Origin of the sequence: Pseudomonas sp. TH37 (assembly GCF_016650735.1) — a bacterium.
GTDB classification, from domain to species: domain Bacteria; phylum Pseudomonadota; class Gammaproteobacteria; order Pseudomonadales; family Pseudomonadaceae; genus Aquipseudomonas; species Aquipseudomonas farris.
The window spans coordinates 96,885-121,365 of the sequence record NZ_JAEKFD010000003.1; the positions used below are offsets into that span (position 1 = coordinate 96,885).

The 24,481-nt window shown below is 58.8% G+C and carries 15 protein-coding genes; 7 read left to right on the forward strand and 8 right to left on the reverse strand.

From position 1 onward, the window contains the following. Position 1: 1 nt before the first annotated feature. Together JFU11_RS09720 and JFU11_RS09725 are read left to right on the forward strand one after the other, a co-directional pair. Positions 2-1,510 carry a glucosyltransferase domain-containing protein gene (locus tag JFU11_RS09720; protein ID WP_201060512.1) on the forward strand — a complete coding sequence of 503 codons (1,509 nt, stop codon included), beginning with the start codon at positions 2-4 and terminating at the stop codon, positions 1,508-1,510. Between the two features lie 47 nt (positions 1,511-1,557). Further along, positions 1,558-3,129 (forward strand): glycosyltransferase family 39 protein, encoded by a 1,572-nt coding sequence (locus tag JFU11_RS09725; protein WP_201121293.1) that lies wholly within the window; start codon positions 1,558-1,560, stop codon positions 3,127-3,129. On the opposite strand, the gene JFU11_RS09730 is transcribed toward JFU11_RS09725, so the two are convergent. The 6 genes from JFU11_RS09730 to JFU11_RS09755 form a co-directional block, all read right to left on the reverse strand. Then, positions 3,077-3,361, reverse strand: a complete 285-nt coding sequence (locus JFU11_RS09730) for a putative quinol monooxygenase (protein WP_030129588.1) — start codon at positions 3,359-3,361, stop codon at positions 3,077-3,079. The two genes, JFU11_RS09725 and JFU11_RS09730, sit on opposite strands and share 53 nt — an antisense overlap. Before the next feature lie 263 nt (positions 3,362-3,624). Next, positions 3,625-5,031, reverse strand: coding sequence for an ATP-binding protein (locus JFU11_RS09735; protein ID WP_201060515.1), 1,407 nt, complete (start codon positions 5,029-5,031; stop codon positions 3,625-3,627). Then, the gene (locus tag JFU11_RS09740) at positions 5,028-6,839 is read right to left on the reverse strand and encodes a DAHL domain-containing protein (protein WP_201060516.1); all 1,812 of its coding nucleotides are present in this window, start codon (positions 6,837-6,839) and stop codon (positions 5,028-5,030) included. The genes JFU11_RS09735 and JFU11_RS09740 overlap by 4 nt, the downstream gene beginning before the upstream one ends. Further along, a complete protein-coding gene (locus tag JFU11_RS09745; RefSeq protein ID WP_123719379.1) occupies positions 6,836-7,795 on the reverse strand; it encodes a cytochrome c peroxidase in 960 nt (319 codons plus the stop codon). The genes JFU11_RS09740 and JFU11_RS09745 overlap by 4 nt, the downstream gene beginning before the upstream one ends. A gap of 46 nt (positions 7,796-7,841) precedes the next feature. Then, positions 7,842-9,716, reverse strand: coding sequence for an EAL domain-containing protein (locus tag JFU11_RS09750; RefSeq protein WP_123719378.1), 1,875 nt, complete (start codon positions 9,714-9,716; stop codon positions 7,842-7,844). Then, positions 9,713-12,019, reverse strand: coding sequence for an EAL domain-containing protein (locus JFU11_RS09755; RefSeq protein ID WP_201121282.1), 2,307 nt, complete (start codon positions 12,017-12,019; stop codon positions 9,713-9,715). Before JFU11_RS09755 ends, JFU11_RS09750 begins: the two co-directional genes overlap by 4 nt. A gap of 256 nt (positions 12,020-12,275) precedes the next feature. Between JFU11_RS09755 and JFU11_RS09760 the strand changes: the two genes are divergently transcribed. The 4 genes from JFU11_RS09760 (at position 12,276) to JFU11_RS09775 (ending at position 15,357) form a co-directional block, all read left to right on the forward strand. Further along, on the forward strand, positions 12,276-13,634 hold the full coding sequence (locus tag JFU11_RS09760) for an HD domain-containing phosphohydrolase (protein ID WP_201060518.1): 1,359 nt from the start codon (positions 12,276-12,278) through the stop codon (positions 13,632-13,634). Between the two features lie 126 nt (positions 13,635-13,760). After that, entirely contained in the window at positions 13,761-14,195 is a 435-nt protein-coding gene (locus JFU11_RS09765; RefSeq protein WP_201060519.1) for an NUDIX domain-containing protein, read from the forward strand. A 23-nt stretch (positions 14,196-14,218) separates the two neighbouring features. Beyond that, on the forward strand, positions 14,219-14,857 hold the full coding sequence (locus tag JFU11_RS09770) for a LysE family translocator (protein ID WP_123719374.1): 639 nt from the start codon (positions 14,219-14,221) through the stop codon (positions 14,855-14,857). 2 nt (positions 14,858-14,859) lie between these two features. Continuing rightward, a complete protein-coding gene (locus tag JFU11_RS09775) occupies positions 14,860-15,357 on the forward strand; it encodes a GNAT family N-acetyltransferase (RefSeq protein ID WP_123719373.1) in 498 nt (165 codons plus the stop codon). A gap of 88 nt (positions 15,358-15,445) precedes the next feature. Here JFU11_RS09775 and metR read toward each other — a convergent pair whose 3' ends face one another. Then, positions 15,446-16,363: a transcriptional regulator MetR gene (metR, locus tag JFU11_RS09780; protein ID WP_007898547.1), complete on the reverse strand. Its 918-nt coding sequence runs from the start codon at positions 16,361-16,363 to the stop codon at positions 15,446-15,448. A gap of 120 nt (positions 16,364-16,483) precedes the next feature. Here metR and metE point away from each other — a divergent pair, with 120 nt between their 5' ends. Then, the gene (gene metE / locus JFU11_RS09785) at positions 16,484-18,796 is read left to right on the forward strand and encodes a 5-methyltetrahydropteroyltriglutamate--homocysteine S-methyltransferase (RefSeq protein ID WP_201060520.1); all 2,313 of its coding nucleotides are present in this window, start codon (positions 16,484-16,486) and stop codon (positions 18,794-18,796) included. A gap of 45 nt (positions 18,797-18,841) precedes the next feature. Here metE and JFU11_RS09790 read toward each other — a convergent pair whose 3' ends face one another. Then, positions 18,842-24,418: a DUF6543 domain-containing protein gene (locus JFU11_RS09790; RefSeq protein ID WP_201060521.1), complete on the reverse strand. Its 5,577-nt coding sequence runs from the start codon at positions 24,416-24,418 to the stop codon at positions 18,842-18,844. Between the last annotated feature and the right edge of the window lie 63 nt (positions 24,419-24,481).

Sequence of the window (24,481 nt, forward strand, 5' to 3'; positions counted from 1 at the left end):
CATGGGCAGACTGGGCGACTTTTTCAGCAAAGAACTCGGGCGTCGCCGGGTCTGGTTGTTTTTTTTTATCGCGACGCTGGTTTATGTCTTTCCGCTGATCCTCGCGGACTATCCCTACATCGATGACAACTGGCGCTCGCTGTCGGCGGGTACTGCCTGGGCAGGGCAGGGGCGATTGTTCACCGAGCTGTTCTACAACCTGCTGACGTTCAGCGACGGCGCACCAAACATCTTTCCGTTGCCGCTGTTGATCGCCACGCTGGCCATGGCTTTTGCGTTGACCAGCCTGACATTCCATTACTACCCGCAGCCGACGATATCCTGCTGCCTGGTGCTGTTACCGCTCTGGTACAACCCGTTCTTCCTGCAGAACCTGTCTTATCAATACGACGGGCCGGCCAATGCCTTGAGTCTGGTGGCGGTGATCTACGCGATCACTTTTCGTCACCCCTCGCGCATTCTGCAATGGCTGGTGCCGGCCTTCCTGATTGCGCTGGCGCTGGGGCTCTATCAGGTGAGCCTGAATGTGTTTCTGGGCCTATGTTGCCTGGAGCTGCTCAGGGGCGCGAATGACAAGTGGGCCTGGCGGCAATGGTACGAATTGATCGGCTGGAAACTCGCGCAGGTGGGGCTCGGCGGGTTGATCTACAGTGTCACGGCTTATCCCTACATGAATCACGATCGCGCCTTATTGCTGAACTGGGCAACGAAGCCTTTGCTGCAACTTGAAATCAACATCGGTCGGGTGCTGGAAAAAGTCGCGCTGCTGTTTCACGGAGGATTCACTTGGGTGTTCGCCGCGCTGCTGTTGTGTGCCCTTGTGGGTGGCGCACAGTTAGCCCGGAACGTGATTGAACGCCACGACACCGGGCTGAGAAAAATCGTGATGGGCCTGGTGTGTGTGCTGACGGTGCCGGTCGTGACTTTACTGGTGTCGGGGGCTGCGCTGTTTTTTCGCGACTTCAATGAAGGCGCCAGAACCTTGATGGGTTTCGCGGTCCTGTTGGTGCTGTTGTTCTATTTGAGCCATCTGGCGCTAGCGTCCATTCATGAGCGGCTACCGCTGCTGTTGGCGGTGCCTCTGCTGGCCATGCTTTCGTTGTCTTACGCCTATGGCCGCGTGCTGACGGTGCAGAATACCTTCGCGTCCAGCGCGTTGTTTTCCCTGGGGCATGACATTGCGGCCCATCGGCAACTGCACGAGGCCAAGCGTATTTACCTGGCGGTGAGTTATTCCGATCACTGGCTGGTGGGGGCCGCGGGTTCGTTCAAGCAGATGCCGGTTTTGCATTATCTGCTGAACATCAACTTCTTCATGCTGGCTGAAAACCTGCCGAAGGCGGGCATCACCAACGTGGAGGTGGAGAGGGAACGGCGTAACGCGACCCTGGTCGGTTACCAGAATTATCCACCACTGGTGGAGAGCAAGTTCTACCGCCTCTATCTGCTGGGCGATTACGGTTTTATCGTCATGAAAGAACCGACCCCGATCACCACGCTGCAGTGGTGAGCCTGGTGATTACCTCTTCGATCCCTCCCGAACGTTTTCCATCCCGGATGGCCGATAGGGCAGGTCTGGTGGCGGTGATCGTCCTCGCGTTGTTCGCAAGGTTTCACTCCATCACCGTGCCGGTCATCTGGTATGACGAGGCCTACAGTCTGCTGCTGGCCGAGGGCTCGCCTGCGTATATCTGGGCTACGACAGCGCGCGATGTTCATCCGCCGCTTTACTATGTCTTGCTGCATTTCTGGATGTTGCTGTTCGGTAATGGCGTGTTGGCTGCGCGATCCCTGAGTGCACTGGCCGATGTCGGCACGCTGTTGCTGTGCATTAAATTGATGAGCCTGGTGACAACGCGAAAGGCGACCTGGATAGCGGCAGTGTTGTTGGCATTGCTACCGATATCGGTGCGTTACAGCCAGGAAGTGCGAATGTACACCTTGCTCGGCTTCTGGCTGATGGGCGCGACCGTGGCGCTGGTGTGCTGGGTCAGGGCCCCGGATCAAAAACGTTATCCGTTTTTTTACGTGCTGCTGATGACGGCTGCTTTCTACACGCATTACTTCGCCGCGCTGTGCGTTTTGGTGCATTGGCTTGGTTGGTGGCGAGTGCGAGATGGCGGTCGGTCCACGGCAATACCGTTTCGTGCATGGGTCGTGGCCAACAGTGCAATCGTTGTGTTGTACCTGCCATGGCTACCCGATTTCATCGATCAATTGCTGCGAATGGACGGGCTCGAGTGGATACCGCCGCTCACCTGGCAGACGGCGCCGACCTTCGTTTGGCAACTGGTGATGATGGAGGGAGCGGTCAGTCATTCATCCTTATGGCGGGTGTTGCCCTCGGTGTTGATCGTTGTTTGCGCCGCTGCGGCGCTGCTCAAGGCACGCCATGAGCGACCTTTCATCGTCTTGCTGGTGGGCTATTTCTTTGTGCCGGTGCTGACCGTTTTTCTGGTGTCGCTGATCGTGCCGGTTTTCAATGCCAGATACCTGGTGTTCGCTGCCGCCGCGTTGCCCCTTATCATTGCGCTCGCGCTGGATGCATGGAGCCAACGCCACGCCGTTCTTGCCGCTGTCGCCATGGCTTTGGTTTTATTGGCAGAAGTACACGGGCTTTCGGCGGTCTACGCGCAAACGGATGAGATGAACGGGACAAGCATTCGCAAAGACGCAAAACTGGACGCCGTGATCGCAGGTCTTGGCCGCGAAGTTCGTCCGGGTGACGAAATCATCGTGGATAACCTGTATTGGTACTTGCCGTTCACGTACTACAACTCGACCGGTATTCAACCGAGGTTATACGCCTTCAAACCACCGACAGGCACCCTTTGGGGAACCGCCGAATACGGTGGTTGGGCACTCATCCCTCGTCATCTGCATTCGATTTTCTTCGACGATTTTTCAACCTTGAAACTGAATGCCAAGCGGATCTGGTGGGTAACGGGCAACGCTCGCCCTGAACATGACGCCTTGTTTCCCAAACACTGGAAACAAGTGCTGATGCTAAAGGCAGGGGACAGTGAAGCCCGCTTGTTCATTCTTGATGTAACGCCAACCACCCTTGAGGCTGGCGTCAGAACGCATCCATCAGCACAACAATACAATCCCTCGCCTGGTAACCGTTGATCTGCGGCACCAGACGCCGAAAATGCTCAGACTGGCAATGAGCATCCAGCGCCGCCTTATTCGGCCATTGTTCGACGAAGATAAAGTGCCCCGGGTCTTTTTGATCGATGAACAGGTCGTAAGCAATGCAATCAGGCTCCAATCGAGTCTTCTCGACCAGTTCGGCGTACCACGGGCGAACGGTTTCAATGTATTCGGGTTTGATGAAATCTTGAGCGATTACTTTCAGCATCGTGTCCTTCCTTGGTGTTAAGCCAACCATCCGATGAGGTTGGCGTTCGCTTGCCCCCGTTGGACTGCGCAGCAGTCCCAAACGATTCACTGCATTCTTCCTGACAGTCTCATTTGCAGGTTTTACGGCTGCTTCGCAGCCGAACGGGGGCAAGCCCCCTCGCCACAGAGATCTCCTGTGTTAGAAACAGGATGTCAGGCATTCTGCGCCTGGAGAAAAAACGAAAACAGCCCGGATTGAGATTTGATCCCTTGTTCGGCTGGTCAGACAGCCGCTTTCGATTGCCGTACCGGCAACTCGACCCGAAAGGTGCTGCCTACCCCGACTTCGCTACGTACCGAAATATCGCCCCGGTGTTTTTTCACGATGCCATAGGACAGGGACAACCCGAGCCCTGTCCCCTGGCCCACCGGTTTGGTGGTGTAGAACGGGTCGAATATTTTTTGCAGGTTGTCCGGCTCGATGCCTATTCCCGTGTCCACGATCTCGATTGACACCGTTTCACCTTCAAGCCCGGTGCGTAGCGTGATGGTGCCCCGTTCCGGCCCTATCGCCTGAGAGGCGTTGACGATCAGGTTCATGATCACCTGATTGATTTGCGACGGCAGGCATTCAATGTCGGGCAGCTTTTGAAACTCCTTCACCACATCGGCCTTGTACTTGAGTTCATTGGCGACGATGTTCAGGGTCGACTCGATGCCTTGTTGCAGATTGGCCCACTGCCATTCCTGATTGGAGTCCACGCGGGAGAAGTCCTTCAGGTCTTTGACGATCTGCCCGACCCGGCCAATGCCTTCCTTGGACTCCTTGATCAGCAGCGGAATGTCTTCGCGCAGAAAGTCCAGTTCCACCCGTTCACGTAACTGACCGAGACGGTCGATGACCTCGCTTGAGCCAATGGCGTTTTCCGCCTCCCGATAGGCATCGAGCATTTCCTGCAGATGCTTGAAGTAGCCATCGAGGGCGCCGAGGTTGGAGGAAATGAAGCCGATGGGGTTATTGATTTCATGGGCGACGCCCGCCGCCAGTTGCCCCAGCGAGGCGAGTTTTTCCGACTGCACCAGTTGGCTTTCCAGTTGTTTGCGCTCGTCGATTTCCCGCTGCAACGCCTCGCTGGCCTGCTTGAACTGGTCCGTGCGCTGATCCACCAGATGCTCCAGATGGCTCATCTGAATAGACGCCCGCTCGGTCATTTCCCATTTGGTGAGCAGGGTGTTGGCCATTTGCTGGACTTCAATGTTGTCGAACGGCTTTTTCAGAATCAACAGGCGGTCGTGGGCGTGCAAGCGTTCCAGCAGTTCATCCCAGGAATAGTCGGAATAGGCGGTACACACTACAACTTGCAGCTGCGGGTCTTGCTGCCACAGGTGTTCGATGGTCTGCGCACCGTCCCAGCCTTCAGGCATGCGCATGTCGACGAAGGCCAGCGCGTAGGGGCGGTTTTCCTGTAATGCCTGGATGAGTTTGCCCAGACCCTCCTGACCGCCATAGGCCGAATCCAGCTCGAACAGCAGGCTGGTGGGTTTCACTTCGCTGCCGAACAGCGCGGCCTCCATTTCGTCCAGTTCTACATGCTGCGCTGATGTCGGGGTGAGGATCTTGCGAAAGTCTTCATGGATGGACGGCGTGTCGTCGATCAGCAGAATGCGTCGGTTCGAAAGATCGCTCATGCTTCCTCCAAGACGGTTTTCAACGGGATCTGCAACGTGAACAGTGCACCTTTGCCTGGCCCGTCGCTGTGAGCGGTGAGATGGCCGTTCATCTCGATCGCGGCCAGGGCACAACTGTGCAGGCCGAAGCCGTGTCCTTCCTTGCGGGTGGTAAAACCGTGGGCAAAGATCCGTGTCATGTTCTCCGGCTCGATGCCTTCGCCGTCATCCTTGACGCTGATTTGCAGAATCGTGTCTTCGACGACTTTCACCCCAAGGATCATTTGCCGAGGGCGGTTGCTGAGGTCGGTCATGGCGTATTTGGCGTTGCTGATCAGGTTGATCAGGATCAGCAACAATCGGTGTTTGTCGCCCATGATTTGCGGTACGTCGCCGTACTCCTTGATCACCGTGACGTGATGCCGGGTCAGAGCGCCGGCGTTCATCCGCAGGGCGTCCTCCAGCAGTTCGCTGATGTACAGCGGTTCCACCAGGCTGTTGGCACCGGCATAAGACTGCTGGGTGGCGACGATGTCCTTGATGTGGTCGACGCTTTTGCTCAACTGAGCGAGTTCGTCGGTCATGCCCTGTTGTTCAAGGGCAATGGCGTCCACCAGTTGGTTCAGGTAACCGGGCAGCAGTTTTCCTTTCTCGTCCTGAGTCAAAAAGGTGCCCAGGTCGCCTTGATGCTCGTTGATCAGATGCATCGCCTTGGCCAATCCCTGGGCCTTGCTGCTCCGCAGTTTGCGGGTGACCAGGTCAGCCGAGATGTTTACGCTGTTGAGCACATTGCCGACGTTGTGCAGCACGTTAGTGGCGATTTCAGCCATGCCGGCCTGGCGTGCGGTGTCGAGCAATTCGCTCTGAGTATCCTTGAGTTCGCGGGTGCGCTCTTCGACCCGTTGTTCGAGTACGTCGTTGGCAGTTTGCAGTTCTTTGTTGACCCGGTTGATCTCCCCGAAGCTGCGCATCAGGCGAATTGCCATGTACACCAGCACCAGTACCAGCAGCGTCGAAAACACCAGCATGTAGAGGTGGTAGCGCCGGTTGGCCGCCTCGGTTTGCTGCTGATCCTTGTTCAGCAGAGCAGTAATGTCGTCCAGCCGTGCGGCTACAGGAACGGCTTCGATGTTTTGCAGCAGCCGATTGACCACGGGTTGTTCCCGCAGGATCAGCGCGATGTGATTGCTCAAGACATCGATCGGGCTATGAAACTGCTCCGGTAATCGTTCCTTGTTCACCTTCAGTTTGTTCAGCCCGACCAGGATATCGGCCGCTTTGTCGTCGGAGGTGACCTGGGCGAACTCCAGGCTGCTGAGCAGCAAGTCGTAGGTGTCGGTGGCAATGTTCTGGAGTTGCAGTTTGTCTTCGTCGAGCAGTCGGGTAAGCGGTTCCTGAATGTCGTCTTCGGCAGTGGGCAAAAACGCCAGTGAGTTGCGCAGCACCGCGTTATGGGATTTGAACTGCTCCACCAGCCGGGTTTTTTCCTGAATGGCGGCGTGGTAAGCATCATGGCTGGCACGCCAGGTCGGCGAGTCATTGCGGCCATGAGTGGATTCCATGGTCTCGAACCGCTCCCACAGGTGTGTTATCTCGGTCAGCGGTGCCACCAGCGGATCGTAATTGTGGCTGATGGCAATTCGGGATTTGAGAATCTCGGTTTCCCACTGCGCGTTGAACTGTTTGATCTGGCCGATCAGGCCCCGGGACTCGGCGTACGTCGAGGTCTGGTCGGAGCTTGATTTGAGGTACAGAAACAGCAATGTCGAAGCCAATAGCAAGGCCACGCCACTGAGCAATGCCAGGTTGCGACGGTGGTACGTTTTCATAAAGGTTTGCCTCCCCACTCACCGGTCAGGGTCTTGAGGAATTTGATAATCAAGGTCTTGTCCTGGTCAGAGGGCACGCGACCGAGCTGGAACTTGAACATCACGTCTACCGCGTCTTCGAGCGTCTTGGCCGAGCCGTCATGAAAGTACGGCGCGGTCACGGCGACGTTACGCAGGCTCGGAACCTTGAACACGTTGCGGTCCTCTTCAGCCTTGGTGACCAGATAGCGGCCCAGATCGGCTTCGGTGGGGTTGCCCCGCACCTGGAAGTAGTCGCCCATGACTCCGAATTTCTGGAACATGTTGCCGCCGATGTTCACCCCCTGATGGCAGGCGATGCAGCCATAGTCCTTGAAGCGTTGGTAACCGTATTTCTCCTCGGTCGTCAGAATCTCGGTATTGCCCAGCAGGTATTGATCGAAACGTGAGTTGGCGCTGATCAGCGTGCGCTCATAGGTGGCCAGGGCTTTTTGCACATTGTTCATGGTCACGCCGTCCGGGTAGGCCTGGGCGAAAGCGCTTTTGTAAGCCGGGTCAGCGGTGAGTGTCTTAACGACATGCTCCCAATGACTGCCCATTTCGCTGGGGCTCTGCACCACTTCGTGAACTTGTGTTTCCAGCGTGTCGGCGCGACCGTTCCAGAATTGGCGGAAATTCAGACTTGCGTTGAACACGCTGGGGGTATTGATCGTCAAGGGGGCGCCGTTGAAGCCGATGGAAAACGCCAGGGCGTCGGCGCCTCCGCTTTCCAGCCGATGGCAACTGGCGCACGACAGGGTGTTGTTGACCGACAGGCGTGGCTCGTTGAACAACCGACGCCCCAGTTCGACTTGCAAGGGATTCAGCTCGGGCACCGTGGGCAAGGGCTTGAGCGGTTCGTCCAGCGGTGCGCCGTTGGCTATCAGACAACATCCGAGTAGAGGTGCAAGAAGCAAGTAGTAGAAGGGGCTCGACATCTTATGATTCCTTGGCGCAGGTGGCCTGGGTGTCGTTGCACATCATTCATTTGGTGCCGGATGGAGCGGACTGCACAGACGTCAGGTATTTCACGAAGGCATCCGGCTCCACGGCTTTGCTGAAGTAATAACCCTGGCCTTCCTCGCACTGGAGGGCCTTGAGAAAATTCAATTGTTCGAGGGTTTCCACCCCTTCGGCAATGACGGTCAGTTTGAGGCTCTTGCCCAGGCTGATGATGGCGCTGACCAGAGCCGCGTCATTGCTGTCACGGCTCAGGCCACGAATGAATGACTGGTCGATTTTCAGCACATCGATGGGAAACCGTTGCAGGTAACTCAGGCTGGAATAGCCGGTGCCGAAGTCATCGATGGCCAGCCGTACGCCCAATGCCTTGAGCCGATTCAGCGCGACCATCGTGGCATCGACATTCTGCATCAATACGCCTTCGGTAATTTCCAGCTCCAGCAAGGTGGGGTCCATACCGGTTTGCTTGAGTATCTGTTCGATACCTTCGACAAAATCCCGCTGACGGAAATCGATGGCCGACACGTTCACCGACATGCAGAGCTCAGGCAGGCCTTTCGCCTGCCAGGCACGGGCTTGTTGACAGGCCTGGGCCAGCACCCATTTGCTCAACGGTACGATCAAGCCGCTGTCCTCGGCCACACCGATGAAGTCTGTCGGGTAAATCCAGCCTTGCCCCGGCTTTTGCCAGCGGATCAATGCCTCGGCGCCGACCACCTTGCCGCTGCCCAGGTCGAGTTTGGGCTGGTAGTGCAGGACAAATTCGTTGCGTTCCAACGCCAGGCGAATACCCGATTCGATACTCTGCTGTTCCCGGGCGCGCTGGTTCATCTCATCGATGAAAAAGCTGAAATCGTTCGGGCCGCTCTCCTTGACGTTGCGCATGGCGGTTTCGGCTTTCTTGATCAGTGCGATGGCATCGAAACCGTCCTCGGGATAGATGCTGATGCCCAGGCTGGCCGTCACGCTCAGGTCGTGGCCGGCGATGTGTTGAGGCGCACGTATGGCGTTCAAGAGCTTTTCAGCGATGCCCTTGGTCTGTTGGGGGTGGTGGATGTCAGCCAGGATCACTACAAACTCATCGGAGCCGTAGCGAAACACCGAGTCGGACTCGCGCACGCAGGCCACCAGATTGTGCCCGACACGTTTGAGCATCTCATCACCGGTCGGGTGACCCAAGGCATTGTTGATGCGCTTGAAGCGATCGAGCCCGAGAAACATCACCGCCAGTTGTTTGTCATGGCGTCTGGACAGGGCCAGTGACTGGTTCAGCCGGTCGCCCAGCAAGGTGCTGTTGGGCAATTCGGTCAATACGTCGTACTGCAACAAGTGCGATACCTTGAGCAGCTCATGGACCCGGGCCTCAATGGTTTGCTCCAGGGTCTGCACTTTCATGGCCGCGTCCTGCGCCATCTGCCACTTCCAGGTCAGGGCGCTGGCCATCTGGCGGATTTCCAGGCTGTCGAAGGGTTTTTTCAACACCAGCAACTGGTCGCCGAACTCCAGTCGTTCGGCCATGGCTTCCCAGGTGTAATCGGAAAAGGCCGTGCACAGCGCGATTTGCAGGTGAGGATCAGCCTTCCAGAGCTGTTCGATGGTTTCCAGACCGTCCCAGCCCGGGGGCATGCGCATGTCGGTGAACGCCATGGCATAAGGGCGACCTTGAGCCTGGGCGCGCTTGACCAGTTCGAGCGCTTCCTGGCCCTGATAGGCGGAGTCGAGCTGGAATATCAGCCGGGTAGACTGCTGGCTGCCGAACAGCGCTGCTTCAGTGCCGGCGATGGTTTGTTCGTCGTCGGTATCCGGGCCGAGAATCTTGCGAAAGTCCTGATGGATCGAAGGCGTGTCGTCGATGATCAGAATGCGCCGGTTAGCCTGGGCGAACGAAGTTTTCATTCCTTGTCCTCCGTGGCACGCCGCGGGTCGTCGGGCATCGCTCCGGTTCCGTGGCTGGCATGCACGATGCTCCCGGCCTTCAGTAACTCGGCGGCCTGTTGGCTGCTGACCGCTTGGCTGAAGTAGTGACCCTGGGCGTTCATCGGTGAGCCGGTGGCCATCAGCGAACTGCGTTGCTCCTGGGTTTCGACGCCCTCGGCGATAATGCCGATCCCTACCTCACGGGCGAAGTTGATGATCGCCCGCAAGGTGGTCGCGCTGGCCGGGTCGCGTGCGGCCATGTCGATGAAGGTCTGGGCGAGTTTCAGGTGATTGACCTGATAAGTCTTGAGGTAATCGAACGAGGAGTATTCGGTGCCGAAGTCGTCGATGGCGATTTTCACCCCGAGTTCACGCAGGCGCGGCAGTACATCGTTGTGCGTCCACTTGGTCTGGGCCAGGGTCGCTTCGGTGACGTCGAAGCGCAGGTCCCACGGGCACAGTTCCCAGCGCGCGGTGGTGCGCAACACGTCATAGATCAGCTCGGGACCGCTCTTGAGCTGGGCCAGGGACAGTTTTATCGCCACCACCGGTGGCGCCATGCCTTCGTCACGCCACTGGCGCATTTGCCGACAGGCGCGCTCCAGCACCCAGTGACCGAGGGCGACGATGGTGCCGGTTTTTTCCGCCGCGGGCAGAAACGCCTGGGCTTCCAGCAACCCGCGCTGAGGGTGGTTCCAGCTGACCTGCGCTTCCATGCCGAGGATCTTGCCACTGCTCAGGTCTACTTCCGGCCAGTAACGCAGTTCGAGTTCGTCGTGTTCGATGGCGGTTTTCAAGTCGTTGGCGATGGTCATGCGCTCGACCACTTCCTGATTGATCTCCTCGGAATGGAAGTGGTACTGATTGCGGCCCTTTTCCTTGGAGCGATACAGCGCCATGTCGGCCTGGGTCAACAGGCTGTCGGCGCTGAGGCTGACCGGTGCGTAGCTGCTGATGCCGATGCTGACCGAGACCCGCACATCATTGCCGGCCAGGGAGTAGGGCAGCACCAGTGCATCGCGGACCTTGGCGGCCAGGGACGCTGATTGGGTCGGATCGCCGACATCCAGTTGCAGTATCGCGAACTCGTCGCCACCCAGGCGGGCAACCACGTCGTTTTCGCGCACGCAGTTTTTGATGCGCCTGGCGACCTCCTGCAACAGCAGGTCGCCCACCGGATGGCCCAGGGTGTCGTTGATGCGTTTGAAGTGATCCAGGTCCAGATAAAACATGGCAAAGGGGGTGGCCCCGCGCCGGGCGGCGGCGAATGCCTGGTGCAATCGTTCGATCAGCGTCGCGCGGTTGGCCAGCCCGGTCAGCCCGTCGGTGCGGGCCAACAGGGCGATTTTTTCCTCGGCCAGTTTGCGTTCGGTGACGTCGATGATGATGCCTTCGACTTCCAGCAAGCGGCCTTCATCGTCGCGCACCGGGATATAGCGGTTTTCGACCCAGCGCCAGTCGCCGTCGCCGGTGCGCATCCGGAATTCGATGGAAGCACCTGCCGCATGGCGGTCCAGCACCCGGGCCATGGCCGTATCGACTTTCGATTGATCGTCGGGATGGATCAGCTCCTGCGCCCAGTTGGACGAAGCCACCAGGGCTGCCGCGATGTGGCCGTATTTGGTGATGTTGTGGGAGATGTACATCAACGGAAACGACGGTTCGCCCCGCAGCCGATACAGAATGGTCGGGCTGTTCTGCACGATGATGTTGGCGTCGGACAGCTCCCGGGTGCGCTCTTCGACCGCGAGCTCCAGCAAGGACATTTTCAGCGCCGCGTCTTCGGTCATTTGCCACTTGGCGGTCAATGCGCTGGCCATCTGGCGAATTTCGATGGCATCGAAAGGCTTTTTCAGGATAAGCAGGCGATCGCCCAGCTCCAGACGCTCGGCGATGTCTTCCCAGGAATAGTCGGAATACGCGGTGCAGAGCGCCACCTGCAACTTGGGATCGACCTGCCATAGGCGTTCGATGGTTTCCAGACCGTCCCAGCCCGGCGGCATGCGCATGTCGATGAAGGCCATCGCGTAGGGCGAGTCATTCGCCAGCGCGCTCTCGACCTTGTCCAGCGCTTCGCGGCCCTGAAACGCGGAATCGATGACGAAATTTTGCAACGATACCGACACCGGGGTACCGAACAGGGCGTTTTCGGCGCTGATCAGGCTGTCGTCTTCGATCGATGGCGGGCTGAGAATCTTGGCGAAATCCTCATGGATCGACGCCGTGTCATCGACGATGAGAATCCGACGATTAATGCGCGCAAGCAGCGTATTCACTGACATGCGCCTGTGCCGACAGCAGGTTGGTGCAATGAGCTCATAGAGGGTATCCCTTCCCTGATCGCTGGATGGAGCGGGTATCGTTCTGGATCCGAGTGATCTGAGCATAGTCGCCCGTCCGGCACTTCGCCCGGTTGACTGAAACGAATCATTTCCGGGGGCAGGCTGAAAATCATCTAGCCTGTAAGTCAGGCGCGGGAACGCCAGGACGTTTGCCCCGCGCGCGACATAAAGACACACGTTTTCTTGAGGTAATGCCATGGAAGAGCAACTCCCCACGACTGTGACCTATAAACCCAAGTTACTGCTGGTCGACGATGAGGAGTCGATTCTCAACAGCCTGCGCCGCCTGCTGCGCGGCCAACCCTACGAGGTGCTGCTGGCCACCAGCGGTGCCCAGGCGCTGGAAATCATGGCGCGTCAGCCGATCGATCTGGTGATGAGTGATGCGCGCATGCCCAATATGGATGGCTCGACGCTGCTGGCCCACATCCATCAGCGCTACCCCGACACCCTCCGGATCATGCTGACCGGTTATGCCGATCCGTCGGCCATTATCAAAGCCATCAATGAAGGGCAGATTCATCGTTACATCAGCAAACCCTGGCACGATGAGGAAATGCTGCTGACCCTGCGACAAGCACTTGCCTATCAGCATTCCGAGCGTGAGCGCTTGCGTCTGGTGCAAGAGACGTGGGATCAGAACGAGAAACTGAAGCAGCTCAACGCCACCCTGGAAAAACACGTCGCGGCCCGCACCAGCGAGCTGCAACAGACTGCCGACATGCTGGACCTGGCCTACGAAGAGCTCAAGCGCAGCTATGTCACCGGCACGGAAGTGTTTTCATTGCTGGCCAACCTGCGCCTGCCGCCCGCCAAACAGACCAACCGGCAGATCATCGAATTGGTGCGGGTGTACTGCAAACTCCATGGGCTGGACGAAGGCAGCAGTCGTGACCTGACCATGGCGGCGGCGCTCTACAACATCGGTAAATTGAGCTGGACCGACAGCATGATGAGCACGCCCTCGGACCTGCTGCATCACAATGACCGCGAGCGCTATCGGGGTTATCCGAAGCAGAGTGAGTCGCTGCTGATGACGCTCGATCCGATGAAGGATGCCGCCCGGCTGATCCTGCATCACCAGGAGCGTTGGGACGGCAGCGGTTTTCCTGATCGGCTCAAGGGCGAAGCGATTCCGTTCGGTTCGCGGTTGCTGAAACTGGCGGTGGATTTCATCGAGTTGCAGCGCGGGTTGATCCTCGAACGGCAGATGAACAGCGATGAAGCCCTGGTGTATATCCGCCAATACGCCGGTCGTCTCTACGATCCGGAACTGGTGGAGGATTTCATTCAGGTCTGCGCGGCTTATCTGAGCGACGTGACGCTGGCCGATCCAACGGTCAAGGTGCTAACCACCCGGGATCTGGTGCCGGGCATGATCCTGGCGCGCAATCTCAATGCCGACAACGGCATGCTGCTGCTCAATGCCGGCAAGGTGTTGAATGGGCCGCTGGTGGAGAAGTTGATCGCTTTCGAGGCGATGGAAGGTGCCAAGTACAGCATTTTCGTGAAAGTGCCGGAGGAAGTGGAGGGCGCACTTCTCGAGACGAGTTGAGCTTCCTGGCCTTTGCACAGATCCAATGTGGGAGCGACCTGTGGCGAGGCAGATAAGTTTTCGGCGTGACGAAGAACCGGCGCTCATGTGATCCTTGCTGCCTTTACCCAAGGCCAATCCCGATCCATGACGCATTCATCCGCCGCTTCCCCCCGCCTCATCCGCATTGCCGCTGCCCTGCTGATCGGCCCCGACGGCCGCACCCTGTTGGTGCGCAAGCGCGGCACCCAGGCGTTCATGCAGCCGGGGGGCAAGATCGAGTCCCATGAGCAACCGGTCCATGCTCTCGCCCGTGAACTGGAGGAGGAACTCGGCCTGGTCATCGATCCGGCGCATGCCGCCTACTTGGGGCAATTCTCGGCGCCGGCCGCTAATGAGCCGGGTTATGTCGTACAGGCCGAACTCTTTCAGCTGACCATCGATTCGCACGTTTCCCCGGCGGCGGAGATCGAAGAGGTGCGCTGGATCGATCCGGCCACCGACGGCGATGTCACGTTGGCGCCATTGACACGGGACCTGATCTTGCCGTTTTATCGAGCCTCACTGATCGAAACTGCCTGATCGTCCAAGGACGGAGGATGCCCATGATCCCGCTTCAAGACTTGCTGATTTTCGCCGCCGCGGCACTGCTGATGGTACTCACGCCCGGGCCGAACATGATCTACCTGATCTCTCGTTCAATCTGCCAGGGCCGCAAGGCCGGGGTGACTTCGTTGCTCGGCGTGGTCGCGGGATTTTTAGTGCACCTGTTCGCGGCCGCCGCGGGTTTGACCGCGGTGTTCGTGGCAGTGCCGATGGCTTACGAAGTGTTGAAGTGGGCCGGCGCGCTGTACTTGCTGTGGCTGGCCTGGCAGGCGGTCAAGCCTGGTGCGCGCTCGCCGTTTGAGGCGCAGCAGCTGCCGGCAGATTCGTCGCGCAAGTTGATCACCATGGGCTTTCTCACCAGCGCCCTGAACCCGAAGATCGCGGTGTTTTACCTGTCGGTGTTTCCGCAGTTCATTACTCCTGAGCACGGTTCGGTGTTCACCCAGAGCATCGTCCTCGGCCTGACCCAGATCAGCGTGAGCTTCAGCGTCAACCTGCTGATCGCGCTGTTTGCCGCGGGCATTGCGTCCTGGTTCGTCAACAACCCGAACTGGCTGGCGATGCAGCGTTATTTCATGGGCTTCGTGCTGTCCGGGCTGGCGGTGCGCTTGATGGTTGAGCAGCGGCGAGTGGCCTGAAGATGTGGATTGAACGGCTTGATGCCAGTCATGCCCTGGATTATCGGGCGCTGATGCTTGAGGCCTATGACTTGCATCCCCAGGCGTTCACTTCCAGCGTGCGCGAGCGCGCGGTGATGCCGCTGAGTTGGTGGGAATCGCGGCTGACCAGCAAGCTGGACCGGGTACTCGGGGCGTTTGAGGAAGGGAAACTGGCGGGCATCGTCGGCTTGGCTTTTGAAGCGCGGGAGAAGGCTCGGCACAAGGCGACGTTGTTTGGCATGTACGTTTCGGGTGAGGTTCGGCAGCGCGGGCTCGGCTACCGGCTGGTCCAGGCCGCGTTGGCTGAAGCGCAGACCCATCAGGGCCTGAGGCTGATCCAGTTGACCGTCACCGCCGGCAATGAAGCTGCCTTCAAGCTGTATCAGCGTTGCGGCTTCGTGCAGTTCGGGCTTGAGCCGCTGGCAGTGCGGGTTGGCGAAGACTACTTCGACAAGATCCATATGTGGCGTGAGCTCTGAAAGCACCCCGCTCCCTTGTAGGAGCGAGGCTTGCCCGCGATGAGGCCTGAACAATCACCCTTCAACTTTGATCAGAATCGACAGGATTTCAGCGAACTGCACTAACCCCATCCAGCGTCGAAAACGACGTGTCCTTGGCCGTCAGCAAAAAGTCGCGCATGTACGGCGCATCCAGCATATCGGCGCGAATCCCGGCGTAGAGCGTTGCGAACAAGCCTTTCTCGCCCAGTCGCTTGGCCTTCACATAACCCCGTGAACTGTATTCATGCAGCGCCCAATGGGGCATGCCGCAGACGCCGCGACCGCTGGCCACCAGTTGCATCATCATCACCGTCAGTTCCGAGGTGCGCACCTGGGCCGGTTCGATGTCGGCCGGTTCCAGGAAGCGGGTGAAGATGTCCAGCCGATCACGCTCCACAGGGTAGGTGATCAAGGTTTCCGTCAGCAAATCTTCGGGCACGATGTACGGCTTACTCGCCAGGCGGTGCTGATTAGCCACCGCAAGCATGGCTTCGTAGGTGAACAACGGCACGTAAGTGATCCCGACCAGTTCCAGCGGGTCGGAGGTCACCACCAGATCCAGGTCGCCCCGGGCCAGCGCCGGCAGCGGGGCGAAGGAGAACCCTGAGGCCAAGTCCAGCTCGACTTCCGGCCAGGCATCGCGGAACTGGTCGATGGTCGGCATCAGCCACTGAAAGCAACTGTGGCACTCGATCGCCATGTGCAGACGCCCCGCAGTGCCGCCGGCCAGCCGTGCAATGTCTCGCTCGGCGCCGCGCAGCAATGGCAGGGTGGCGTCGGCCAGTTGCAGGAGGCGCAAGCCGGCACTGGTGAAGCGCACCGGTTTGGTCTTGCGCACGAACAGCGGCATGCCCATGCGCTCTTCCAGCTCCTTGAACTGGTGGGACAGCGCCGACTGGGTCAGGTGCAGGCGGTCGGCCGCATCCACCAGGCTGTCGGCTTCGCGCAAAGCGTGCAGGGTTTTCAGGTGACGGATTTCAAGCACCGGGGGCTCCATGAGGAAAACTTGTGATCAACACGAAAAGGTTGAGTTTGTCTCATGTTGGGTGAGCTGTCGACAATAGCACCATGTTTTATAGCGTCCTTTATAGAGAGAACTCTTACCATGGCCTTGGCCCACACTCTTGGTTTTCCGCGCATCGGCGCCGACCGCGAACTGAAAAAAGCCCTCGAATCCTACTGGAAGGGTGATCTTGACCAGGACGCACTGAAAAGCGTCGGCCGCCAATTGCGTGCCACCCACTGGCAATTGCAAAAAGACGCCGGCATCGACCTGCTCCCCGTGGGCGACTTCGCCTGGTACGACCAGGTACTGACTCACTCCCTGACCTTCGGTGTCATCCCCGAGCGCTTCGACAGTGCCAAAGACTCCCGTGGCCTGCCGACACTCGACACCCTGTTCGCCATGGCCCGTGGCGCTAGCGCGGCCTGTTGCGGCGGGGAACATGGCAAGGCGCAATACGCTCAGGAACTGACCAAGTGGTTCGACACCAACTACCACTATCTGGTCCCGGAATTCACCGCAGACCAGCAGTTCAAACTGAGCTGGGAACAGCTGTTCGACGAAGTCGAAGAAGCCAAGGCCCTGGGCCACAACGTCAAACCGGTGATCATCGGCCCGTTGACCTATCTGTGGCTGGGCAAGGCGAAGGGTGATGGCTTCGACAAACTCGACCTGCTGGAGCGCCTGCTGCCGATCTACGGCGAAATCCTCGGTCGCCTCGCTGCCCAAGGCGTGGAGTGGGTGCAGATCGACGAACCGATCCTCACCCTCGACCTGCCACAGGCCTGGAAAAACGCCTTCGAGCGCGCTTATCACATCCTCCAATATTCGCCGCTGAAAAAACTCGTGGCGACTTACTTCAGTGGCCTGGAAGACAACCTTGGCCTGGCTGTCAGCCTGCCAGTGCAAGGCTTGCACATCGACGCGGTGCGCGCGCCGGATCAACTCGGCCAAGTGCTGGATCGCCTGCCGACCTACAAGATTCTCTCGGTAGGTCTGGTTAACGGCCGCAACGTCTGGCGCTGCGAACTGGAGCAAGTCCTCGCGCAACTGCAGCCGGCTCAGGAGCGCTTTGGCGATAACTTGTGGGTCAGCAGTTCCTGCTCGCTGCTGCACAGCCCGGTGGACCTGGAGCGTGAAGACAAACTCGACCCGGAACTGAAAAGCTGGCTGGCGTTTGCCGTGCAGAAGTGCGGTGAAATCGCCGTGCTGCGTGATGCCCTCAACGATCCGCAAGCGCCAAAAGTGCAAGCTGCCCTGGCTGAAAGCCGCGCCATTGCGGCCAGTCGCGCCCAGTCTCCGCGTATCCACAAAGCGGATGTTCAGACCCGAATCAACGCCATCGGCGCCGCGGACAGCCAACGTCACTCGCCGTTTGCCAAACGTATCGAACAACAACAGGCACGGCTGAAACTGCCGGCGTTCCCGACCACCACCATTGGCTCGTTCCCACAGACTGGTTCGATCCGTCTGGCGCGCCAGGCCTTCAAGCAAGGCAAGCTGTCGGCCAACGATTACACCGATGCCATGCATAGCGAAATCCGCCACGCCGTGCAAATCCAGGAACGCCTGGGTCTGGACGTATTGGTACACGGTGAAGCCGAGCGCAACGACATGGTCGAGTACTTCGCCGAACAACTGGACGGCTACTTGTTCACCCGGTTCGGCTGGGTCCAGAGCTACGGTTCGCGCTGCGTCAAACCGGCGATCATTTATGGTGACCTGAGCCGTCCGAAGCCGATGACGGTTGACTGGATCACCTATGCTCAAAGCCTGACCGACAAGGTCATGAAAGGCATGCTCACCGGTCCCGTGACCATGCTGATGTGGTCGTTCCCGCGCGAAGACGTCTCGCGAAAAGTTCAGGCGCAGCAACTGGCCCTGGCCTTGCGCGATGAAGTGGTGGACCTGGAAAACGCCGGCATCAAAATCGTCCAGATCGACGAAGCCGCCTTCCGCGAAGGGCTGCCGCTACGCCGGGCGCAATGGCAGGAATACCTCGATTGGGCGGTGGAAGCCTTCCGTCTGAGTGCATCGGGCGTACGCGACGAAACCCAGATCCACACCCACATGTGCTACAGCGAATTCAACGACGTGATCCAGTCCATCGCCGCCATGGACGCCGACGTGATCACCATCGAAACCTCGCGCTCGGACATGGAACTGCTGGAAGCCTTCGAAGCGTTCGACTACCCGAACGACATCGGCCCGGGCGTCTATGACATCCACTCACCACGAGTGCCGGACACGGCCGAGATGGTGAAGTTGATGAGCAAAGCCGTTAAGCGTATTCCGGCCGAGCGGTTGTGGGTCAATCCCGATTGCGGGTTGAAGACCCGTGCCTGGCCGGAAACAGAAGCCGCGCTGGTGAACATGGTCGCGGCGGCACGTCTGCTGCGTAGTCAGCTGGCCTGACAGCTGACTGACAACGGAGCGCTTCGGGCGCTCCGTTGTCGTTCTTCACAGCAGTGGAAAATGTTTGAGCGCCAGCGGTTTGCCGATGTCGCCCCGCCAGATTGACTCCACCTGAGCGCCGCTGTTGGCTTGAGCCTGTTGCCATTGCAGGCCCAGGTTGCGTTGTTCAGGCAATTTCAGATGACCTTTGACGAACTCGTTGAACGGTGATTTCGCCGAGGGGTAATGAAAATGCGCATACCACAGCGTTTGCAGCGGCTGGCGGGTCAAATCGCGAACTTCATACTCCTGCAGAAAATCCCGTCGACCGTCCGGGCGCTTGCCGATATCGCGCAATGCGCCTTCCTTGCGAATGTCCACCACCCGTTGTTCCAGCAGGTAGTCCAGATAACCCTCGGTGGGGGTTCTGCTGTTCATGGACTGTTCGATACGCAGGGTGCGTCCGGCACGCGCAAGATCCCGGGCCTTCTCCTTCAATTGCACGATGATCGGATCGGTGGGTGACAGTCGTTCGATGTCCCGCGCCCGCATGATGAGTTCGTCAGCTTCGCTGTTCATCATGTGCTCAAGGTCGACCGGCAGCATGCCCTGGTCGGCATAACTTTTGACCTTGCTCTGGTAGTTTTCTATGGCAGCGAGCCGTGTTCGGGACTCCGCCAGCAACGGTCGAACATCCGTCTGCTGCGGACGTTGTACGGCGAAAGATTGCTCGCTGAGGTGATATTTACCGCTTGAGCGCGGCAGCCAGGTTTCCGTGTGCCCATCGACCCCCTCGATGGTGAACCGCTTCTGCTGAGTCACCGCATCGGTTTTTTCGACGCCGATCAGTAACTGGTTGTCTTCGGTCTCAAAAAACTTTTTACCGGATGCGACTTCATTCGGTGAGGTGGAGGTGCGGTTACCCAAGACTTTTTGAGCAGATGTCTCGAGATTCGCCAGGTTATCCAGAAACCGGGTGACTTGTTCCTTATCCAGGTGTTGCGGATAGCCCAGTACCCAGGCATTCAGGTCGCGGCGGAATTTGGAGTAAGTCTCCAGACAGTCTTTCAGCACTCTGTGGCGTTGTGTCACGTTGGCGTGCACGGTCGGAAGGTTGTGCTGGGTGACCATGGCACGATCCACTTTGATCCTGGCGTTTTTCAACTGCACATGAAAATACAACCAGGACTGGTCGTGGACGGCGTCGTATCGGGTAATGATTTCGAGGCTGTGTGCTGCTTTCAGGTAACGGTAGCTTGTCCCGCTGAACGCCTTGTTTACCTTCGCCAGATCATCGGCCATTTCCAGTTTTTGGTTTTTAAGGGTGATTCGACCATTCCACAGGTTGGCCTGTTCGGTCGCGGTGTAAGCGTATTCGAGGTCCTGAAGAAAAGCTTTACGGACCGCCGTGCGTTGCGCCATCAAGTCCAGGTGTTTGCGGATATCGCTCGCGGGTGTGGTGTTGGAAAGTTCATTGAATTCATCGATCCGGTCGAGGCAGCCCTGTAGTCGCTGATTGGCCAGGTCGATCCGGCACAGGGTGCGATCAACCACTAAAAAGGCGCATTTGTTTTTAACCTCAGCAATTTCCCGGGCTTGTCGTCGCTCGCCAAAACTGCGCAGTTCTTCCAGATCGGCGTATTGGTTCTGAGCGATGTCGATGTCTTTGGTACAGGCAGCGTCGACAGAAGGTTGCAGTTTTATGCGTTGTTCAGTGCCGGCTTCATAGTATTCCATGAGGGCGATTTTAGTTTTTTTGGACTGCGTAGTGAGCTGCCGGGTACTCGCGTCGATGGTGTGTTTCAATGTCCCCAGACGACGCGCAGTCCGATCAGCCCACCAGCGGGGCAGCCAACGCCTGATGACCGCTGGCCAGAGCGGATCCATGCCGTCGGCCAGATGCCCGAGCACCGCACCGCCGCCCACGCCACCGCCCTCCATCAATGTGCCGTACACCGCATAGTGGGTGTTCCAGTTGCCGGCCTCATCGAGGGCGATCGGCTGTTTATAGGCGCGTGCCCATGTGCCGTGCAAGCGCCAGCCACGAGGAGCATCGCTCAGCTCGATCCGGTAGATGCGCCCCTGGCTGATCATGAAATCGCCCTCGGCATGCCGATAGACATTGCGATAGATGCCGTGTGTGGCAGGTTGCAGTTCAGCCAGAGAAATTTCGTGTTCATATTCGTAGCCGTGAAAGTAATCACGGACGCGATGGGCCTGTCGACGCGAGGGCATCTGCAAAGCACCGGCCTTTCTGGCCACTGTGCGTAACTGACGATGGCGCGTTATTGCACGGGCAGCACCGGGAGCCGCGTTGGCACCCGGAAGCACATCCATGGCAGCGTCGATCAACGACAACAACACCGCCTCCACTTCGGCCAGACCATGACCGACATCGCCACGCAGGAAAGCAGCGACCGCCAGATTGGCGCTGCCCCAAGCGTCATACAATGCAATGGCCGAGCCCACGAATGGCACTATGCCCAGGGCCATTTTCAGATAGTTGAACATCGCGCCGGACTTCAGTGCGCAGTGCTCCAGGTACAAGGCGTCATTGGAGCGTGAGGTACTTCGATGGGCTTCCAGTAAACGCCCCATATGCACATCGAGCAGATGCGCCGCCAGCGACGTGGCGGCCGGCCACGCCATGCCGACGCCGATCAGCGCATTGAAGTTTCGCAGCAATGCCTCATTGATCCGACTGACGTGAAGGGCGAAGTCGCCTTGCAAGGCACGCCCGGCCAAATAGTTGACCATGCTGTTGTGCAGGCACAGGTTGAACAGGCTTTGGCGTGCCTGCTCAAGGGTGTCGTATTGGCGCAGGTGGATACCGTCCGGACTGTCCGGCAGGTAGAGCAGCGTCAGGCCACTGACCTGTTCCTCGATGAAGGTGACCCCCGACAAAGTGCTCGGGCCCTGATGCGGCGTGTCTTCACCGCCCACTGTCAGATGGGCCGGCAGCAGCACGATACGCTTGCCTTGGGCAGCAAAGGCTTGCGCGGTATTGGCGTCAATCGCGATATTCAGCACTTGCCGTCCATGGGCGTCGATCTGTCGTTGCAGCAGGGCAAATTCGCCTTGCAGTTTCAGCATCAGGCGCCAAGGCTCGGTGAGGCTTTCACGGCGATATTCAAGGTCGAAGGCCGAGGCGGTGGGGGCGCCTAGAAAAGCGTGGCGGATCTGTGTCTCGTAATGTCCGGCCAGATCCAGTTCGGTGATCAGCTTGCGCAGATAGGGTTGTGTGATGCCGGTTTTCAGCTTCTTGCGTTCTGCCTCGTCATCCGTAGAGATCTCGACCTGCATGAGCGACAGTCGCCACCATAACTCCTGATCGATATTGGTTTGGGCCAGATCGGCGAGGGACCGCTTGCTGCGGTTTTTACTGGCTATCAGCACATTTTTTTGCGGCGTTCCCGGCGCGGCGCCTTCGATCACGACCTTCTGCCAAGTGGTTGAATCGGGCAGATCCAGCATCACCTCAAAGCCTTGTTTAAGGGCGAAGTCCTTACGCAGGCGAGCGTCGATGCGCTTTTTGCTGAAATCATCCCGTGGCGGCAGATCCCGTTCGAGTAACTCATGGGAGCGTTTCATGGCCGCAATGTACGTCTTGAACAGATGCTTGAACTGCAAGCGCCGAGCATCGGACAGCGTGCCGAGCCACTGTGGCAGTGCTTTAGCCAGGACGCTGCTGTGGTTTTGCTCGAGGAGTTGCGCGAAGGCCAGTTCCCGCGCGGCGGGCATCGGCACTGTCAGGCGGGCGAGGGTGTGTTCGCGCAGTTTTTCCAGCGCCACGGTACGCTGCTGGGCTTTGGCTGGCACGGGGTTGTCGGCAATCAGTCGAGTCGCCTGCTGTACGCAGCGGTAAAGCTGATTTTGCAGGGCATATTCGAACGGGTCGCCGCTCAACTCGCTCAGGTGCAAGGCCAACACGTCGTCGTTGGCGCTCAATTTGAACAGTGCTTGTTCCAGTGCTCGCCGAGAGGCGAAACGCTGCAAGCCACCGAACCGGCCGGGCCAGTACAACAACAGACTGTGGGGCGCGACACCGCGCAGTATGGATGGGTGCGTGATCAGCAGCACGCCGTCCAGTTCCTCGCTTTGAGTGCCGCCGTCGCCTTCAGTGGTCGACAAAGTCAGCCGCGCCACCGCGACATCTGCATTGCGCGGCGCAGCGGGAGCATCGAGAACTGCTTGAACCCAGCGGTGTTCTTCAGGGCTGAGCTGGTTCAGGGGCAATTGAATCTCTGCCTCGCTGCGCAACCCCGCTAACCGTGCCTGATACAGCGCGGTGTAATGCGGATTCGATGCATGGCGCAGTTCCAGCATCTTCAGCGCGTCGCGGGTGTCCAGCAATGCGGAGGCGGCGGTTTGGCTGGCCTGTTCTGCTGCCGCCAAGGCGTCGAGGTGTTTTTTCAGGTTCTGCAGGCGCGAGTCATTCAGATCACCTGCGAAGTCTTTGCCAAGCAGGGTTTCGAGCGCTGCGCAGTGATACGCCAAGGCACTCTGGCGGGTGTCCAGCGCAATGTCGGGGGTGAGCAAGCCGAACTGCGGAACACTGTCGCTGGTCTCTTCCTCGCTGAGGATATCCGCCGGCAATTCGGCTGGCTCGGCAAAAGCAGCTTCTTGCCGGTGTTGTCGATCCAATCGGTCAGCGGCGTCCAGCGCGGTGGCGCCGTGCTCGGCGATATCACTGCCGTTGACCTGACGAATGCTGTTTATCCAGGCGACCGATACACGTGTAATCAGCTGCTCGGCGGCGACTGCCAGCGGTGTGGTTACGATGCGGGTGTATTCGAAGCTGATACCGTCGAGCGGAGGCATCCCGGCAATATTTTGCGGGTGTGTGGTCAGCCAGCTTTCCACCTCATGACGGTGCTGGAAGTGCCTCCAAGCCGGCTGCTGCTCTGGCAAGTACAGCAATTGCGCGGCCGGTTGTTCGGTGCTGATGAGCAGAACACCGGGCAACTCGACACGGCGACTGTCAGCGAATCTGAGCGCCAGTTGCTTGATCGTCATTGGAGGGGCGTCGACAACCGTACTGTCGCTGGGGGCATCGATCAGCGTCAGCAGCGACTTCATCAGTTCGGCCGTCAAGGTGCGCTGGGCATGGGCCACCTGGCTGGAGGCTTCGAAGTGCTGGCGATACAGCTGGATGGCCAGCGCTCTGCGCGATACCGCCGTCCCGCGTGCCCGGGCGCTCCACCAACGATCCCAGTCGTGATTGAGCAGGCGCTCCGGGTTCAGGTTTTTCAGCTGTTCGAGCAATTCGGAGGGAGGCTTGCCGAAGAGGCGGTGTTCCCGTGCAAGACCGATCACCGCGCAACGCGCGTCGAGTGAAATCTCGACCGCAGGCTGTTGCAGCACAAAGGCGCAGGCGTGGGTCAGGCTGACAAAATGTTCCGGCCGGTTGCTGGCGGTGAAGAAACTCAGACCGACCCGATTGCCATCCAGATCCCAGTGGTCTTTGAGCAAACGCGTAATCGAGGCACGCGCCTGCGGGCTTTGCGCCATGAGTTCGAGCCATTGTCGGCGACAGTCGCGCCAGCGTTCCGAGGCTGTCAGTAACAGGCTCTGATCGGGTGCGGGGGCAAGCAGGTGGGAAAAGCCGAAATCGGCCTGTAAGGGCTTGGTGGCGTCGGACATGGCGACTGGTCTCCAAAGGGCAAGAGGGCCGGGTGTTCCGGCATCGGGGCCATTAGAGGTCAG

Coding starts and splice junctions, on each gene's coding strand:
- JFU11_RS09720 (WP_201060512.1), top strand. CDS start 2: ATGGGCAGACTGGGCGACTTTTTCAGCAAAGAACTCGGGCGTCGCCGG.
- JFU11_RS09725 (WP_201121293.1), top strand. CDS start 1,558: ATGGCCGATAGGGCAGGTCTGGTGGCGGTGATCGTCCTCGCGTTGTTC.
- JFU11_RS09730 (WP_030129588.1), bottom strand. CDS start 3,361: ATGCTGAAAGTAATCGCTCAAGATTTCATCAAACCCGAATACATTGAA.
- JFU11_RS09735 (WP_201060515.1), bottom strand. CDS start 5,031: ATGAGCGATCTTTCGAACCGACGCATTCTGCTGATCGACGACACGCCG.
- JFU11_RS09740 (WP_201060516.1), bottom strand. CDS start 6,839: ATGAAAACGTACCACCGTCGCAACCTGGCATTGCTCAGTGGCGTGGCC.
- JFU11_RS09745 (WP_123719379.1), bottom strand. CDS start 7,795: ATGTCGAGCCCCTTCTACTACTTGCTTCTTGCACCTCTACTCGGATGT.
- JFU11_RS09750 (WP_123719378.1), bottom strand. CDS start 9,716: ATGAAAACTTCGTTCGCCCAGGCTAACCGGCGCATTCTGATCATCGAC.
- JFU11_RS09755 (WP_201121282.1), bottom strand. CDS start 12,019: ATGTCAGTGAATACGCTGCTTGCGCGCATTAATCGTCGGATTCTCATC.
- JFU11_RS09760 (WP_201060518.1), top strand. CDS start 12,276: ATGGAAGAGCAACTCCCCACGACTGTGACCTATAAACCCAAGTTACTG.
- JFU11_RS09765 (WP_201060519.1), top strand. CDS start 13,761: ATGACGCATTCATCCGCCGCTTCCCCCCGCCTCATCCGCATTGCCGCT.
- JFU11_RS09770 (WP_123719374.1), top strand. CDS start 14,219: ATGATCCCGCTTCAAGACTTGCTGATTTTCGCCGCCGCGGCACTGCTG.
- JFU11_RS09775 (WP_123719373.1), top strand. CDS start 14,860: ATGTGGATTGAACGGCTTGATGCCAGTCATGCCCTGGATTATCGGGCG.
- metE (WP_201060520.1), top strand. CDS start 16,484: ATGGCCTTGGCCCACACTCTTGGTTTTCCGCGCATCGGCGCCGACCGC.
- JFU11_RS09790 (WP_201060521.1), bottom strand. CDS start 24,418: ATGTCCGACGCCACCAAGCCCTTACAGGCCGATTTCGGCTTTTCCCAC.